The organism is Streptomyces sp. NPDC050433 (assembly GCF_044458565.1).
GTDB lineage: Bacteria > Actinomycetota > Actinomycetes > Streptomycetales > Streptomycetaceae > Streptomyces.
Genome location: NZ_JBITIB010000009.1, coordinates 36,377 through 53,100 on the forward strand (window position 1 = coordinate 36,377; position 16,724 = coordinate 53,100).

General features: G+C 71.8%; 6 protein-coding genes. 2 read left to right on the plus strand and 4 right to left on the minus strand.

Features of this window, described 5'->3' with window-relative positions; genetic code table 11:
• Nucleotides 1-27 precede the first annotated feature (27 nt).
• Both ACIBLA_RS13235 and ACIBLA_RS13240 read right to left on the minus strand, forming a co-directional pair.
• The gene (locus ACIBLA_RS13235) at nucleotides 28-1,608 is read right to left on the minus strand and encodes a D-alanine--poly(phosphoribitol) ligase (protein WP_399198589.1); all 1,581 of its coding nucleotides are present in this window, start codon (nucleotides 1,606-1,608) and stop codon (nucleotides 28-30) included.
• 138 nt (nucleotides 1,609-1,746) lie between these two features.
• Nucleotides 1,747-1,986, minus strand: a complete 240-nt coding sequence (locus ACIBLA_RS13240) for an acyl carrier protein (RefSeq protein WP_363240983.1) — start codon at nucleotides 1,984-1,986, stop codon at nucleotides 1,747-1,749.
• A gap of 142 nt (nucleotides 1,987-2,128) precedes the next feature.
• Between ACIBLA_RS13240 and ACIBLA_RS13245 the strand changes: the two genes are divergently transcribed.
• Both ACIBLA_RS13245 and ACIBLA_RS13250 read left to right on the plus strand, forming a co-directional pair.
• Nucleotides 2,129-3,709: an AMP-binding protein gene (locus tag ACIBLA_RS13245; protein ID WP_399198590.1), complete on the plus strand. Its 1,581-nt coding sequence runs from the start codon at nucleotides 2,129-2,131 to the stop codon at nucleotides 3,707-3,709.
• Nucleotides 3,710-3,826: 117 nt separating this feature from the next.
• Nucleotides 3,827-5,038, plus strand: coding sequence for a cytochrome P450 (locus ACIBLA_RS13250; protein WP_399198591.1), 1,212 nt, complete (start codon nucleotides 3,827-3,829; stop codon nucleotides 5,036-5,038).
• A 129-nt stretch (nucleotides 5,039-5,167) separates the two neighbouring features.
• On the opposite strand, the gene ACIBLA_RS13255 is transcribed toward ACIBLA_RS13250, so the two are convergent.
• On the minus strand, nucleotides 5,168-5,617 hold the full coding sequence (locus ACIBLA_RS13255) for an Asp23/Gls24 family envelope stress response protein (RefSeq protein WP_399198592.1): 450 nt from the start codon (nucleotides 5,615-5,617) through the stop codon (nucleotides 5,168-5,170).
• Between the two features lie 200 nt (nucleotides 5,618-5,817).
• Complete coding sequence (locus ACIBLA_RS13260; RefSeq protein ID WP_399198593.1) at nucleotides 5,818-16,716, minus strand: SDR family NAD(P)-dependent oxidoreductase; 10,899 nt, start codon at nucleotides 16,714-16,716, stop codon at nucleotides 5,818-5,820.
• Nucleotides 16,717-16,724: the final 8 nt, after the last annotated feature.

Sequence of the window (16,724 nt, forward strand, 5' to 3'; positions counted from 1 at the left end):
GCTCGAACGTGTACCGGTACCGGTGGCCTAGGACAGGGAGTTCAGCAGGGCGTTGCGGTCGACCTTGCCGTTCGGTGTCACCGGCAGTTCGTCCACGGTGTGGATCTCCTGCGGGGCCATGTAGTCCGGCAGGTACTCCATGCAGAAAGCGCCCAGCTCCATCTCGTCGATGGTCTTCTCGCCCGGCGCCAGGACCACGAAGACCACGAGCACCGGGTCGGCGTCCTTCTTCGGGAGCAGGACGGCACTGGCCGAGTCGACGCCGGTGAACTCCGCCACCCGGCGCTCCACCTCGGCCAGTTCGACGCGGTTGCCGCGGATCTTGACCTGGGAGTCGGCGCGGCCGTCGAAGTACAGCTCGCCGCCCTCGCCGCGGTGGGCGAGGTCTCCCGTACGGAAGACGGTCTGGCCGGTCTCCGGGGTCACCGGGTCGGGCACGAGGGCCCTGGCGGTGGCCTCGGGGTCGTTCCAGTAGGCGGTGAACAGCGCCGAGCTGCGCAGATAGATGTGGCCGGTGACGCCAGGCTCGTCGATGGGCCGGTGGTCGTCGTCGAGCAGCATCATCTCGGCGCCGGGGTGCGCGAATCCGATGGAGAGCTGTTTCTGCTCCTCGGGGACCGGGCGGGGCGCGTCGGTGAAAGAGGAGGCGACGGACTCGGTGCTGCCGAAGCAGTTCACGATCCTGGCGGCGGGCAGCAACTCCTGGAGCCGGCGCAGTTCGTGCAGCGGGAACGGCTCCCCGGAGAAGAGCACGCCGCGGATCTGGTCGCCCAACTCGCCCAGCTGGTCCGGTTCGTGGCGCAGTGCGGAGCGCCAGATCGAGGGGGCGCCGTTGACCTGGGTGGCCTCCGTGTCGGCGAGGAACCGCAGGAAACGGCGCGGCCAGCGCAGCAGTGCGCGCGGCACCGGGACGACCGTGGCGCCGCTGCCGAGCGCGAGGCCGATGTCGAGCAGTGAGAAGTCGAACTGGAGCGGGGCCGTGGTGGCGACCCGGCTCTCCGGCGCCACGATGCCGTGCTGGAGCATTCCCCGGTAGAAGGCGAGGATGCCGCGGTGGCTCATCACCACGCCCTTGGCCGTCCCGGTGGTGCCGGACGTGAAGACCATGTACGCGGGGTCGGCGGAGACGATCTCGCGGCGGTGTGCGCGCCGGGGCGCGGGAGCGCGTTCGATCGTCACGCCCGTGGGTCCGAACCGGCCGGTGCCGACGTGTCCGGGGATCCCGTCCCTGCGGCCGTCCGTGGTCTGGAGGTAGAGCGCGGGCCGGACGCTGTCGATGATGGACAGCAGCCGCTGCGCCGGGGTCTCGGGGCTGACCGGGACGAACGGCAGCCCCAGCGACGAGCAGGCAAGGAACGTGGCGATGGCGGAGGCGGAGGTGTCGGACTCCAGGATGACGCGGTCGCCCATGTCGAGGCCCAGGTCGCCGAGCGTGGTGACGCACTCCTCGACACGGCGCTCCAGCTGCCGGTAGGAAATGGTGCCGACCTCGTTGCCGGCGAATTCGACGACCGCCGGCTTGTCCGGAGTCAGCCGGGCGCCGACGAGCAGAAACTCGTGAAGCCTCTCTATCGAGTTCTGTGCGTGCGTGAATACTTGCCGACTCATGTCCGCCTCACAGGATGACCGCAGAAAACCGCTGAACTGGATGCGATGGGATGCCGCTGGATGTCATGGGCAACGCGGAAAGCGTAGCCCTGGCCGTACCCCTACCCGACCCCTAATTCCCGGTGGGCGGACCGAAGATCAGGTACGTACGGCGGCGAGCGTCCGCCACAGTTTGGCCGGTGATTCGAAGGTCTCCATGGTGAGGGCGTCGTCCTTGAGCCGTACCCCGTACAGGCTTTCCACCGAGGAAAGCAGCTCGACCATGCCCATCGAATCGAGTCCGACGTCGCGCAGCGAGGTGTTCTCCTCCAACGGCTCGTCGGCGGGGAGATACGGCAGATGGCGGCGGAGCAGTTCTTCGAAACGGTCGTCCCACATGGTCACTGTCACTCCGTAATCAGAGGATGGGGATTAAGGGTTGCCACGGCGGTACTCACGCCCGATGGTCGGGGATTGAGTTTACTTGTCGTACCGGCATTCATCGACGGACGGCACCCCCTATTCACAGCGGAGTTCGAGCATGGACACATCGGCCGGGCACGGGCTGCACTCACGATTTCTCCGCGGGCTGTCGACGTCTCCCGACGGTGTCGCCGTGCGGATCGGCGCCGAGACCCTCACCTACCGGCAGTTGCACCGGCTGGCGCTGGAGTGGGGCGGGGCGCTGGCGCGTACGGGGGCGCGGGCCGTCGGCGTACTGGCGGGGAAGGGCGCCACCGTGTATCCGGGCATCCTGGCCGCGCTCTACGCGGGGGCGGCCGTCGTGCCGCTGCGCCCGGACTTCCCGGCGGCCCGTACCCGGCAGATCGTGGAGGCGTCCGGCGCCACGGCGGTGATCGCGGACCGTGCGAGCCTCCCGGTGCTGACCGAAGTACTGGGCGACCGCGCCGACTTCGGGGTCCTGGTGCCGGACGCGCTGGACGACGACGCGGTGCCGGGGCGCCGGGTGGCGCCGGAGGCCGGGCACGCTCTTGACACGCCGGCCGAGGTGAAGCCCGGCGACACGGCGTATCTGCTGTTCACGTCGGGGTCGACGGGGCTGCCGAAGGGGGTGATCCTCACCCACGGGGGCGCCGACCACTACTTCCAACTGATCGACGAGCGGTACGACTTCGGCCCGGCGGACGTGTTCTCGCAGGCGTTCGACCTGAACTTCGACTGCGGGGCGTTCGACATCTTCGCCGCGTGGGGCGCGGGCGCGACGTCCGTCGCCGTACCCGCGCACGCCTACCGTGACCTGCCCGCCTTCATCACCGAGCAGGGCCTGACGGTGTGGTTCTCCACGCCGAGCGTCATCGATCTCGTACGCCGGACGGCCGGGCTCGACACGGGCCGGATGCCGGGGCTGCGCTGGAGCCTGTTCGCCGGGGAGGCGCTGAAGACCAGGGACGCCGCCGACTGGCAGGGGTCCGCGCCCGGTTCGACGCTGGAGAACCTGTACGGGCCCACCGAGCTGACCATCACCATCACCGCGTACCGCTGGGCCGGTGAGCGGTCGATGCGCGCGTCGGTCAACGGTCTGGTGCCGATCGGGGCGGTGCACGCGGGGCACGAGCATCTGCTGCTCGGGAAGGACGGTGAACCGACCGACGTCGAGGGCGAGTTGTGCGTGTCGGGGCCGCAGCTCGCAGCAGGTTACGTCGATCCGGGCAACGAGCCGGGGCACTTCTTCGAGCGGGCGGGCCGGCGCTGGTACCGCACCGGTGACCGGATCCGCCGGCTCGACGGCGGCGAGCTGATCTATCTCGGACGGCGCGACTCACAGGTCCAGGTGCAGGGGTGGCGGGTGGAGCTGGCCGAGGTGGAGCACGCGCTGCGGGACTGCGGGGTGCACGACGCGGTCGCGGTCGCCGCGGACGGGGGCACCGGCACGGAGCTGGTCGCGTTCTACACCGGGGAGCGGGTCGCGACCGTCGAACTCGTACGCCGGCTGCGCCGATTGCTGCCGGCCGCAGTGCTGCCCAGGCACTTCCACCGGCTGGCGGAGTTCCCGCTGAACTCGAACCGGAAGGTCGACCGGCTCGGGCTCACGGGCCGGGCGAACGAGCTGCTGGCGGCGGCCGGGAGGGGTTCGAACGCGGCGGGCGGCGGACGTGGTTAGGGGTGTGGTGGCCCGGCGGGTGGGCGGTAGCTTGCCGGGAAGCGCCCGTTTTCCGGAGCGTGTTCCGGGGGCTCCACGGCGCCGTAGCAGCGGCTCCACGGTGAGGAGAGAGGCAGGATGAGCGTCCAGGCGCGAGTTCAGGACCGTCGGGTCCGGGACTATCCGTTCGACATGCACGAGACCAGCGTGTCCCCGCTGTACGCGACGCTCCAGCGTGAGGAGCCGATGAGCCGCGTACAGCTGGCGTACGGCGAACCCGCCTGGCTGGCGACGCGGCACGCCGACGTCAAAATCGTCCTGACCGATCCCCGGTTCAGCCGCGAGATCGCGCAGGGGCTCGACCAGCCGCGGATGCGCAGGCAGTCGACCGGCGACGGCATCATGGGCATGGACCCGCCGGACCACACGCGACTGCGCAGGCTGGTCGGCAAGGCGTTCACGATGCGCCGGATGAACCAGATGCGCGCGGGCGTGCAGGCGCTCGCCGACCGGCTGATCGACGACATGATCGCGAAGGGGCCGCGCGCCGACCTGGTGGAGGACTTCGCCCGGCTGCTGCCGGTGAATGTCATCTGCGACCTGCTCGGGGTGCCGTACTCCGACCGGGACGTCTTCCGAACCTGGACCGAGGGCGTCACCAACGACGCGACGATGAAGGGCGACGTGCTCTTCGAGATCGGTGACGAACTCGACAAGTACATGGCCGATCTCGTCGCGCGGCGCCGCAAGGAGCCGACGGACGACCTGCTCGGCGCGCTGGTCTTCGCCCGCGACAACGGCGACAAGCTGGACGACACGGAGCTGATCTCCCTCGCCGGCGCGGGGCTGCTCACGGGCGGGGTCGAGACGGTGGCATCGGCGCTGCCGAGCTTCGTCTTCACGCTGCTCACGCGGCCGGAGCTGATGGAGCAGCTGCGGAAGTCGCCGGAACTGATGCCGGGGGCGGTGGAGGAGCTGCTGCGGTACGTGCCGATCAACACCGCCGCCATGTTCGCCAGATACGCCCTGGAGGACGTGCGGTTCGGTGACACGGTCGTACGCACCGGTGACCCGGTGCTGGCCGCGCTGCACGCCGCCAACCGCGATCCGGAGGTCTTCGAGGACCCGGAGACGATCGACTTCACCCGGTCACCCAACCCGCATGTGGCCTTCGGGCACGGACCGCACCACTGCATCGGCGCGCAGCTGGCCCGGCTGGAGCTCCAGGAGTCGCTGACGGCGCTGCTGGCACGGCTGCCGGAGCTGCGTCTCGCGGACGGTGTGGAGGGCGTGGAGTGGAAGTACGGCGTGATCGTGCGCGGTCCCTCGACGCTGCCGATCGCCTGGTGACGCACCGCTGACCGTCGGCCGGCGGTCCCACGACACCGGCCGACTCACCAGGGGGCCGACGGCATGCCGTCGGCCCCCTGTCGCGCCTCCGCCGCCCCTTCGTCGGGTTCGCGCGGGGAAGCCAGCTGTTCAGCGGAGACGGGACGACTCACCGCTCTCGTCGTCCGAACCCGCCAGATGCACGTCGAGGACGTCGATGTTCACCTCGACGACCTCCAGGCCGGTCATGGTCTCGACCGCCTCGGAGACGCCCGTCCGGATGTCCTCGGTGGTCCGGGTGATCGGGTATCCGTACTCCACGACCACATCGACATCCACGGCGGTCTGCTTCTCGCCGACCTCCACCTTCACACCGCGTGTGACGTCGTCGGACCGGGCCATCATGTCCCGCGCGGCGCCCAGGGTCCGGGTGAAGCCGCCGCCCATCGCGTAGACGCCGACCGCGTCGCGGGTGGCGATACCGGCTATGGAGGCCACCACCGAGTCCGAGATCGTCGTCGTGCCCTTGACCTCGTGGTGGTGGTGACCGTTCGACATGGTTGTTGACGTGGTTGTTGACGTGCCTTTGTTGACTGCCATGACCGACCCATCCTCCTGAAGACGCAACAGAGGAGCGGCTGCACAGTCACCGGTGTTCCCGTGGGCGACTCCGCCCCTCTCTCCACTGTCCTCCGACCGTCCCCACCACGCCATTCGGGTCAGTGGCACCCGCTCCCACCTGCGGCGACGCCCGGCCGTACGTCCGCACGTCCGTCCGGGGGCCGCCGCAGCGGGGCGGCTCAGGACGGGGCGCCGAATTCGCCGTCGAGGATGTCGAACAGCTCGTCCGCCGTCGCGGACCCGATCTCGTCGCTCTCACCCGGTCCGCCCGCCTCGGGCCATTTCGCGGTGAGCGCGCGCAGCCGGGCGAGGACCTGGCCGTGCTCGTGGCCGGCCGGGTCGCCCGAGCTGAGCGCCGCCTCGATCGAGGCGAACTCGGCCTCCAGGGGGGAGGCATCCTCGATCTCGCCGACCAGTTCCTCGTGGAGGAGGTCCGCGATCGCCTTCGGTGTCGGGTAGTCGAAGATCAGCGTCGCCGGAAGACGGACCTCGGCACGCTCGGCGAGCAGATTGCGCAGTTCGAGCGCGGCGAGCGAGTCGACACCCAACTCGGAGAAGCCGCGCCCCGGTTGGATGTCACCGGGGCCGTCGTGGCCGAGGACGGTCGCCACATGCGTACGGACGAAGTCGAGGAGGTACGGTGCCCGCTCCCCCGCCCGCATGGCCGCCAGCCTTTCCTCCAGGGCCACTTCGACGGGTGCGGGCGCGGCTGCGGTACGGGCGGTACGGCGCAGGGGTGCGCGGACAAGACCGCGCAGCATCGGGGGTACGGGGCGCTCCGCGCGGCCCACGGCGGCGGTGTCCAGCCACATCGGCAGCACCACCGGCGCGTCGAGACCGGTCGCGGTGTCGAAAAGGGCCAGCGCCTCGTCGGTCGGCAGGGCCCGCAGGCCCGCGCGGCGCATCCGCTCCAGGTCGGCCTGGCTCAGGGCGCCCGCCATGCCGGCGCTCTCCTCCCACAGGCCCCAGGCGAGGGAGGTGGCCGGCAGGCCGAGAGCCCGGCGGTAGGTGGCGAGCGCGTCCAGGAAGCCGTTGGCGGCGGCGTAGTTGGCCTGCCCGGCGCCGTCGAAGGTGCCGGCGGCGGACGAGTACATCACGAACATCGAGACATCACCCGCGAGTTGGTGCAGATGCCAGGCGGCGTCCGCCTTCGGGCGCAGCACGGCGCCGAGGCGTTCGGGCGTCAGGGATCCGATCAGACCGTCATCGACGATGCCGGCGGTGTGCACGATGCCGGTCACGGGATGGTCGGCGAGCAGCTTGGCCACGGAGTCCCGGTCGGCGACATCGCAGGCGACCACGGTGATCTGGGCGCCGCGCGCGGCGAGTTCGCCGGTCAGCCGGTCCACGCCGGGCGACCGCGGCCCGCGCCGGCTGACGAGGATCAGTTCGCGTACGCCGTACCGGTCCACCAGATGCCGGGCGACGGCAGCGCCGAGACCCCCGGTACCGCCGGTGATAAGGACGGTGTCGCCCGGGTCCAGCTCATGGCTCGCTCCGGTCGCCGCGGCCAGGCGCGGGACGCGCAGTTCCCCGTCGCGTACGACCAGCTCCGGTTCGCCGGAGGCGACGGCCGCCGGCAGCGCGGGGGCGGATTCGTCGTCGCGCAGCCTCAGGAGCGTGATCCGGTCCGGGTTCTCGGCCTGGGCGGCGCGTACGAGGCCGGTCAGGGCGCCGTCGACCAGCTCGGGCCCCCGTACGACGACGGCGAGACGGACGGCGGCGGTGCGGGTGTCGGCGAGCCAGTCGGTGAGGAACGCCAGCACGTCGGCCGTCGCCGTGTGGACGGCGGCGATCGGGTCGGGGGCCGCATCCACCGCGGGCGGCGTGTGCAGCACCACGTCGGGCAGGGCTGCGCCGGACGCGAACAGGGCGGAGAGGTCGGGGTGGTTGGGGATGAGACCGAGGCTTTCACCGACGCTCGCCAGTACGCGGCCGTCGCCGGGCGAACCGGGCAGCGTCGTCCACTCGACGGTGAACAACTTGTCGTACGTGCCCACCGTCTCCAGGTCGAGTTCGGCGGTGGGTACGGAGCGCACCAGCAGGGAGTCCGCGGTGAGGACCGGGGCGCCGGTCGGGTCGGTCGCGGTGATGGCGTAACCGCCCTCGGTCAGCGGGGTGAGCCGGACCCGCAGCCGGGTGGCTCCCGTTGCGTGCAGTGTGATGCCCCGCCAGGCGAACGGCATCGTCAACTCGTTGTCGGCGGCGAACAGTTCACCGCCGTGGAGGGCCGCGTCGAGCAGCGCCGGGTGAATGCCGTAGCCGTCCGCCGCCTCCTCGGGGAGTTCGACCTCGGCCAGGATCTCCCGGCCGCTGCGCCAGAGGGCACGCAGCCCGGTGAAGAGGGGGCCGTACTCGAACCCCTGCTCCGCCAGGGCCGCGTACGTCGCGTCGACGTCCACCGCCTCGGCACCGGCAGGCGGCCAGATGGCAGAGGGCGTGGCCGGAGCGGGGTCCGAGATTGGGGTGGACGGGGCGAGGAAACCGCTCGCGTGCCGGGTCCACTCGTGGGCACGGTCGGCCCGCTCGGCCCGTGCGTAGACGGTGACGGCACGGCGGTCCGTCGCGTCGGGGGCGCCGACGACGACCTGGAGGCGGGCGGCCTCCTGGCCCGAGAGCGCGAGGGGCGCTTCGAGCGTCAGCTCGTCCACACGCGGGCAGCCGACCTCGTCACCCGCGCGGATCGCCAGCTCCACGAACGCGGCGCCCGGCACGACGAACGTGCCCGCCAACTGGTGCTCGGACAGCCAGGGTTGGTCGCGCAGCGAGAGCTGCCCGGTGAGAGTGACGGCATCCGTGTCGGGCGAGGGCAGGGCGGCGGCGAGTATCGGATGGTCGGTCGTGTCCTGGCCGCTGCCGCCGGAGATACCGGCGCCGATGGTGGGTTCGAGCCAGTAGCGGCGGTGTTCGAAGGGGTACGTGGGGAGGTCGACCGGCAGCCCGCCGGGGAGGACGGCCGACCAGTCGACGGTGACTCCGCGGGTCCATGCCTGGCCGACGCCCCTGACCAGAGTGCGGGCTTCGGCGCGGTCGCGGCGCATGACGGGGATGAAGGCGGTGTCCTCGCCGGTGACGCATTCGGGACCCATGGCGGAGAGCACGGCATCCGGGCCGATCTCGACGAACGTCGCGACACCTTGGGTCTCCATCTGACGCACGACGTCCACGAACCGGACCGTGTCCCGCACATGGGACACCCAGAATTCCACCGACCGCACATCACCAGCAGTCGCCAACGGGATCTTCGGCTCACGCAGTTCAAGACCGGCGACCACCGCCCGGAAGTCCTCCAGCATCGGCACCATCAGCGACGAATGGAACGCATGCGACACCTTCAACCGCGACGTCTTACGACCCAACACGGTGAAGTGCTCCGCAACAGCGACCACCGCCTCCTCCACACCCGACACCACCACAGAATTCGGCGAGTTGACCGCCGCCACCGACACCCCCTCGCGCAGCAACGGGACAACCTCATCCTCCGCCGCCTGAACCGCGACCATCGCACCACCACCCGGCAACGCCTGCATCAACCGACCCCGAGCCGACACCAACACCGCAGCATCCGACAGCGACAAAACCCCCGCCACATGCGCCGCAGCGATCTCACCGATCGAATGACCACCCACCACATCCGGCCGCACACCCCACGACTCCAACAACCGGAACAACGCCACCTCCACAGCGAACAAAGCCGGCTGCGTCATCCCCGTCTGACTCAAAGACAGCCCCTCGGCCGACTCAGACTCAGACTCCGCCCACATCACCGACCGCACCTCACCACCCAGCACATCCAGCACCTCATCCAACGCCCCCGCGAAAACCGGGAACACCTCATACAGACCACGACCCATCCCCACCCACTGCGACCCCTGCCCCGAAAACACAAACCCCAGCCCGCCGTCGGACACGGTGCCCCGCACCACGTCCGCCGCCGTGGCGCCGTTGGCGAGCGCCGTAAGTCCCGCGCGCAGGTCGTCGTGCGAGCCGCCGACGACCGTGGCCCGCTGCTCAAGGCCCGTGCGGGTGGTCGCCAGGGCGTGGGAGAGGTCCAGCGGGCGGGTCCGGTCGAGGGTGTCCAGGAGTTGCCTCGCCCGGTCGCGTACCGCGCTCTCGGTCCTGCCCGACAACACCAGTGGCAGGACAGGCGGTTGGGTGTTCTCCTCGGTCACCTCGGTCGGCTCCGTCGCCGGTGCCTGTTCGACGATGAGGTGCGCGTTGGTGCCGCTGATGCCGAACGACGAGACGCCGGCCCGGCGCGGCCGGTCCACGGTGGGCCATTCGCGCTGCTCGGTGAGGAGTTCCACCGCGCCCTCGGTCCAGTCGACGTGCGGGGACGGCTCGTCCACGTTGAGCGTGCGCGGCAGGATGCCGTGCCGTATCGCCTGCACCATCTTGATCACACCGGCGACACCGGCGGCGGCCTGGGTGTGACCCATGTTGGACTTGATCGAGCCCAGCCAGAGCGGCGTCTCGCGGTCCTGGCCGTAGGTCGCGAGGAGCGCCTGCGCCTCGATCGGGTCGCCGAGGGTCGTGCCGGTGCCGTGTGCCTCCACCGTGTCGACGTCGGCCGTGGAGAGACCGGCGTCGGCCAGGGCGGCTCGGATCACCCGTTGCTGCGAGGGGCCGTTGGGGGCCGTGATGCCGTTGGACGCGCCGTCCTGGTTGACGGCGGAGCCGCGCAGCACGCCCAGGACCTGGTGGCCGTTGCGGCGCGCGTCGGACAACCGCTCCAGGAGCAGCAGCCCGGCGCCTTCGGCCCAGCCGGTGCCGTCGGCGGCACTCGCGAAGGACTTGCAGCGGCCGTCGGGTGCGAGGCCGCGCTGGCGGCTGAAGTCGATGAACAGCTCGGGTGTGGACATCACCGTCACACCGCCGGCGAGCGCGAGCGAGCACTCGCCCCGGCGCAGCGCCTGCATCGCCCAGTGCATGGCGACCAGCGAGGACGAGCAGGCGGTGTCGACGGTGATCGCGGGGCCTTCGAGGCCGTACGTGTAGGAGATCCGGCCGGAGACGAGGCTGCCCTCGCTGCTGGAGCCGGTGTAGTCGTGGTACATCAGGCCGGCGAAGACACCGGTGTCGCTGCCGCGCAGGCTGTCGACGTCGATGCCCGCGCGTTCGAAGACCTCCCAGGAGAGTTCGAGGAGAAGTCGCTGCTGCGGGTCCATCGTGAGTGCTTCGCGCGGCGAGATCCCGAAGAATCCGGCGTCGAAGCCGGCCGCGTCGGTGAGGAAACTGCCGTCGCGGACGTACGACTTGCCCTCGACGCCCGGCTCCGGGTCGTACACGCCCTCGACGTCCCAGCCTCGGTCGCGCGGGAAGCCGGCGACGGTGTCGACGCCGCCGGACACCAGGCGCCACAGGTCTTCCGGCGATGCGACGTCGCCGGGGTAGCGGCAGCTCATGCCCACGATCACGACCGGGTCGTCCGCGGTCTCGTCGGCCGGTGCGACGGCGCGTGCCGTCGCGGTGGTGGCCGTCGGTGTCGCCGCGAACCTCTCGCGGAGTACGGCCGCGAGCGCGTCGGGTGTCGGGTGGTCGAAGACCAGCGTGGCGGGCAGTCGCAGTCCGGTGGCGCGGCTGAGGCGGTTGCGCAGTTCGACGGCGGCGAGCGAGTCGAAGCCCAACTCCCGCAGCGCGCGGTGGGGTTTGATCGCGTCCGTGCCGGTGTGGCCGAGCACCGAGGCGATGTGTCCGCGCACGGTGTCGAGGAGGAACTGGGCGCGCTGCGGCTCGGTCAGCCCGGCCAGTCTGCTCTCCATGGCGGTGAGTTCGGTCCTCTCGCCGCCCGCCGCCGCGATACGGCGCGCGGACATGGGGACCAGACCTCGTAGCACCAGGGGCAGTTCGGCGCCGCGTGCGCGCAGCGCGTTCGCGTCGAGTCGCATCGGGTAGAGCAGCGGCTCGTCGGTGCGCAGGGCGGCGTCGAAGAGCGCGAGCCCTTCGGCGTCGGTCAGGCCGATGTCGCCGGATCCGGCCATCCGGGCGAGGTCGGCGTCGGTGAGGTGGCCGGTCAGCCCGGTGCGCTGGGACCAGAATCCCCAGCCCAGCGCATGCGCGGGCAGACCGTGGGCCCTGCGGTGCGCGGCGAGGCCGTCGAGGAAGGTGTTGGCGGCGGCGTAGTTGCCCTGGCCGGGGCCGTCGACGGTGCCGGCGAGTGAGGAGTACAGGACGAAAGCGGCGAGGTCGGCGCCCTCGGTCAGCTCGTGCAGATGCCAGGCCGCGTCCGCCTTGGGCCGCAGTACGTCGGTCAGCCGCCGTGGGGTCAGTGCCGGGATCATGCCGTCGTCGAGGACGCCGGCGGTGTGCACGACGGCGGTCAGCGGGTGCGTGCCGGGGACGGCGTCGAGGACGCTCGCGAGGGCCGCGCGGTCGGCGGTGTCGCACGCCTCGATGGTCACCTCGGCGCCCAGCGCGGTGAGTTCGGCGGTCAGGTCTGCGGCGCCCGGCGCGGCCGAGCCGCGCCTGCTGGTGAGGAGGAGGTGGCGTACGCCGTGCGCGGTGACCAGGTGCCGGGCGAGCAGGGCGCCGAGCACGCCGGTGCCGCCGGTGATCAGGACGGTGCCGTCTGGGTCGAGCGGGCGGGGCAGCGGGCCGGGCGCGGTTGTCCCTTCGCCGGCCTCGGGCGTCGCCTCGGGCGTCGTCGCGGGCGTCGTCGCGCGGACGATACGCGGGATGTGCACCCGGCCTTCGCGGACGGCGAGTTGGGACTCGCCGGAGTCGATCGCCGCGCGCAGATCCCCGGCGGGCAGCGGGTACCCGTCGATGTCGAGCAGTACGAAGCGGCCCGGCTCCTCGGCCTGTGCCGAGCGGAGAAGTCCCCAGACGGCGGCGGCCGGCAGGTCGGTGACATCCTCGCCGCCGGTGGACATCGCGCCTCGGGTGACCACGACGAGCCGGGAGTCGGCGAAGCGTTCGTCGGCCAGCCAGCGTTGGACCTCCGCCAGGAGTGCGGCGGTCACGCGGTGCGTCTGGCCGAGGGTGTCCGCACCGCTGTCGGAGGTGACGGAGAGGAAGACCGTGTCCGGTACCGCGTCCGGTGCTGCGGTGTCCAGGTCCAGCCGTGCGCCGACGGCCGCCGCGAGGCCGAAGTGGTCGGCGCCGATGACGGCGCTGTCCCGCAGCGGTGCGGGTGCGGCGCCGGGCAGGGGCTGCCAGTCCATGCGGTAGAGGGAGTCCTGTGCGGCGCCGTTCGTGACGTCCACCCGCATGGCCCGGATCAGCAGCGATTCGACCGACGCGACGGGTGCGCCGGTGGCGTCGGCGACCTCGATGGCGACGGCGTTCTCCCCGGCGGGCGTCAGCCGTACGCGTACGGCCGCCGCTCCCTGTGCGAACAGCGAGACACCGTTCCACGCGAACGGCAGCGCGACCTCGCCCTCCGGGGCGGGGTCCAGCAACTCCCCTACGTCGACGGCCTGTACGACGGCGTCGAGCAGCGCCGGGTGGATGCCGAACCGGTCGGCCTCCGTACCGTCCGGCAGCGCCACATCGGCGAAGACCTCGTCGCCCTGGCGCCACACGGCGCGCAGCCCCTGGAACGCGGGGCCGTAGCCGTACCCCTGTGCGGCGAGGGTGGCGTACGCGTCGCTCACGTCGACGGGTTCGGCGCCGGGCGGCGGCCACTGGGTGAGTGCGAAGCCGGGCGCGGGGGCGGCGGTGGTGAGGTGGCCGACGGCATGCTCGGCCCACGGCTGGTCGGACAGGGCGCCTTCGGGGCGGGAGTAGACGGCGACGGCGCGGCGGCCGTGGGCATCGGCGCCGAGGACGACCTGGACGACGACCGCCGCGGTGTCCGGGAGGACCAGCGGGGTCAGGAGGGTCAGCTCCTCGACGGTGCCCGCGCCGACCTCGTCGGCCGCGCGGACGGCCAGTTCGATGAAGCCGGTGCCGGGGAACAGGATGTTCCCCGCGACCACGTGCTCGGCGAGCCACGGCTGTGTGCGGACGTCGAGGCGCCCGGTGAAGGCGACGGCGCCGCCCTCGGCGAGGGCCACGGCGGCGCCGAGGAGCGGATGGCCGGTGGCGGTGAGTCCGACGGAGGCGACGTCGCCGACGGCTTCGGTGGTGCTCTCAAGCCAGTAGTGGTCGCGCTGGAAGGCGTATGTCGGGAGGTCGACCCGCCGCGCGCCCTTCGGGAAGGCCCTCGACCAGTCGACGTCGACTCCGTGGGCGAACAACTCGCCCGCCGAGCGCAGGAATCGGTCGAGCCCGCCGTCGCCCCGGCGCAGTGTCCCGACGACGGCAGCGTGCCGCTGGAGGACGTCGAGGTTCTCCTGGATCCCGACCGTCACGACGGGATGGGCGCTGATCTCGACGAAGCCGGAGTAGCCCGCTTCGGCGAGGGTCGCCACGGCGTCGGCGAAGAGCACCTGTTGGCGCAGGTTCCGGTACCAGTAACCGGCGTCCATGGCCGTGGTGTCCTGCCAGTCGCCGGTGACCGTGGAGAAGAACGGGATGCGCGCGTCGCGCGGCCGGATCGGGGCGAGGACCCGGAGGAGTTCGTCGTGCAACCCCTCGACCTGCGGCGAGTGGGAGGCGTAGTCCACGGCGATGCGCCGGACACGTATCTCCTCGGCCTTCAACTCCGCGTACAGGGCGTCGAGTTGGTCCGGGTCGCCGGAGACGACGACCGACTGCGGACCGTTGACGGCGGCGACGGACACGCCGGGGCGCAGCCTCGGCTCGACATCGGCGACGGGCAGGGCGACCGACATCATGCCGCCCGCACCGGCCAGGGACCGGGCGATGGCCTGGGAGCGCAGGGCGACGACCCAGGCGCCGTCGTCCAGCGACAGCGCGCCGGAGACGACGGCCGCGGCGATCTCGCCCTGCGAGTGGCCGACGACGGCGTCGGGCCGTACGCCGAACGACTCCCACAGCGCGGCGAGCGACACCATCACGGCGAACGACGCGGGCTGGACGACGTCGACGCGCTCCAGGGCGGCGCCGTCCGGGTCGCGCAGGACGTCCCACAGCGACCAGTCCGTGAGCGGTTCGAGGACGTCGGCGCACTCGGCGAGGCGCTTGGCGAATACGGGGCTCTCCTCGGCGAGTTGGGCGCCCATCCGGACCCACTGGGTGCCCTGGCCGGGGAAGACGAACACCGTCTTGCCGCCGCCGGGCACGGTCTCCGGGGGGAGGTCGTTCCCCTCGGCGACGTCGGCGAGTGCGGCGCGCAGTCCGGTGCGGTCACGGCCGACGAGCACGGCGCGCCGGGCGAACACCGCGCGTCCTGTGGTGAGGGAGTTGCCCACGTCCACCAGGTCGGCGTCCTCGTGCGCGTCCAGGTGCGCCAGCATGCGGGCGGCGGCTCCACTCAGCGCGGCGTCGTTCTTCGCGGTGATCACCAGAGGTACGAGGGGTGCGAGCGATTCGACAGGAGGGATCTCGTCAGCGGCTTCGGCGGCCTCGGCGGCCTCCTCCACGATGAGGTGCGCGTTCGTGCCGCTCACGCCGAAGGAGGACACACCGGCCCGCCGGGGACGGCCTGAACTCTCCCACTCCAGCGCCTCGGTGAGCAGTTCGACATTCCCGGCCGACCAGTCGACCTGGGTCGACGGGGCGTCGACGTGCAGCGTCCTGGGCAGTACGCCGTGCCGCAGCGCCTGCACCATCTTGATCACGCCCGCCACACCGGCGGCGGCCTGGGTGTGGCCGATGTTCGACTTGAGCGAGCCGAGGCGCAGGGGGGTCTCCCGCTCCTGGCCGTACGCGGCGAGCAGCGCCCGCGCCTCGATGGGGTCGCCGAGGGTGGTGCCCGTGCCGTGCGCCTCCACGACGTCGACGTCGGACGGTTCGATGCCCGCGTCCGCGAGCGCGTCGCGGATGACCTCGCGCTGGGCGATGCCGTTGGGCGCGGTGAGCCCGTTGGACGCGCCGTCCTGGTTGACGGCGGAGCCGCGCAGCACGGCCAGCACCTGGTGGCCGTTGCGGCGCGCGTCGGAGAGCCGTTCCAGGACGACGAGGCCGACGCCCTCGGCGAAGCCCGTACCGTCGGCCGAGTCGGCGAACGCCTTGCACTTGCCGTCCGCCGCGAGCGCCCGCTGGCGGCTGTACGCGGTGAAGGTGCCGGGGCCGCTGAGGACGGCGGCGCCACCGGCCAGGGCCAGGGAGCACTCACCGGCGCGCAGTGAGCGCATCGCGAGGTGCATGGCGACCAGGGAGCCCGAGCAGGCGGTGTCGACGCTGAGGGCGGGGCCGTGCAGCCCGTACACATAACTCACCCGGCCCGCCAGGACGCTCAGCGCGTTCCCGGTCACCAGATAGCCGTCGGTCCCCTCGGGGGCCTCGTGCAGCCGGGGGCCGTACTCCTGCTGCTCGGCGCCGATGAACACACCGGTCGCGCTGCCGCGCAGCGTGGTGGCGTCGATGCCGGCCCGCTCGAAGGCCTCCCAGGACGTTTCGAGTACGAGGCGCTGCTGCGGGTCCATGGCCTTGGCCTCGCGCGGCGAGATGCCGAAGAAGTCGGCATCGAACGCGAGCGCGTCGTCCAGGAAGCCCGACTCCTGGGCGTATGTCGTGCCGGCCTTGCTCTGGTCCGGGTCGAAGAGGCGGCCGAGGTCCCAGCCCCGGTCGGTCGGGAATCCGGAGATGACATGGCGCTCGTCGCTGACGATCCGCCACAGGTCGTCGGCGGACATCACACCGCCGGGGTAGCGGCAGCCCATGCCGACGACGGCGATGGGCTCGCCGTCCTCGACAGGCCGGCGTCCGGTGCGGTCCATGTCGGCCCCGATGCCGAGGAGTTCGGCGGCCAGGTGGCGGGTCAGGGCCTCGGGGGTGGGATGGTCGAAGAGGACGGTGGCGGGCAGTTCGGTGCCGGTGGCCGCCGAGAGCGCCTGGACGAGGCCGACGACGGCGAGCGAGTCGAACCCGAGGTCACGGAACGCGCGGTCGGTGTCGACCGCGTCGGGTGTGTCGGGGTTCGCCTTGCGCAGCACGGTGAGCGTGTGTTCGCGCACCAGGCGGCGCAGCGCGTCGAGCGCCTCGGCCGGCGGGCGGTCCGCCGACCACGGGGCGGGGCCGGCCGGCTCACCGGGCGCCTGGCCGAGTGCGGCGTACTCCGGCTCGTTCATCAGCGCGT

Excerpts from the sequence above, each read along its gene's own strand:
- ACIBLA_RS13235 (WP_399198589.1), bottom strand. The coding sequence starts at position 1,608 with ATGAGTCGGCAAGTATTCACGCACGCACAGAACTCGATAGAGAGGCTT.
- ACIBLA_RS13240 (WP_363240983.1), bottom strand. The coding sequence starts at position 1,986 with ATGTGGGACGACCGTTTCGAAGAACTGCTCCGCCGCCATCTGCCGTAT.
- ACIBLA_RS13245 (WP_399198590.1), top strand. The coding sequence starts at position 2,129 with ATGGACACATCGGCCGGGCACGGGCTGCACTCACGATTTCTCCGCGGG.
- ACIBLA_RS13250 (WP_399198591.1), top strand. The coding sequence starts at position 3,827 with ATGAGCGTCCAGGCGCGAGTTCAGGACCGTCGGGTCCGGGACTATCCG.
- ACIBLA_RS13255 (WP_399198592.1), bottom strand. The coding sequence starts at position 5,617 with ATGGCAGTCAACAAAGGCACGTCAACAACCACGTCAACAACCATGTCG.
- ACIBLA_RS13260 (WP_399198593.1), bottom strand. The coding sequence starts at position 16,716 with ATGAACGAGCCGGAGTACGCCGCACTCGGCCAGGCGCCCGGTGAGCCG.